Raw genomic sequence first — 328 nt, forward strand, 5'->3', positions numbered from 1 at the left:
TTCCAGTGGCTGGCCTGCACCAACGATGACGACTCCTCCTGGGCGCTGCCGGTGGACCTGGCCCAGGTCGGTCCCGGCGACTGCCACCACCAGGTGGCGGTGGCGCAGATCCGGGCACTGCTCGGGCGGCTGCCCGCCGGCCTGCCGCGGGTGCCGACCGTGTGCTGCGACGGCGACTACAGCGCGGCCTGGCTCGGCCGGCAGCTGGCCGGGCAGCCGGTGCAGCTGCTGGTGCGGGTCCGCAGCGACTCGGTGTTGTTCACCGACCCACCACCCCGCCCTGCCGGGACCCGCGGCCGGCCGCCGGTGCACGGCCCGGCGATGAAGC

1 protein-coding gene is annotated in these 328 nt (G+C 75.9%); it reads left to right on the top strand.

From position 1 onward, the window contains the following. Positions 1 to 328 (top strand): transposase (locus QSK35_RS42580; protein ID WP_285754140.1); only part of this gene is annotated, 328 nt, incomplete at both ends.

The sequence above is a fragment of the Lentzea sp. NBRC 105346 genome, from assembly GCF_030269605.1.
GTDB lineage: Bacteria > Actinomycetota > Actinomycetes > Mycobacteriales > Pseudonocardiaceae > Lentzea.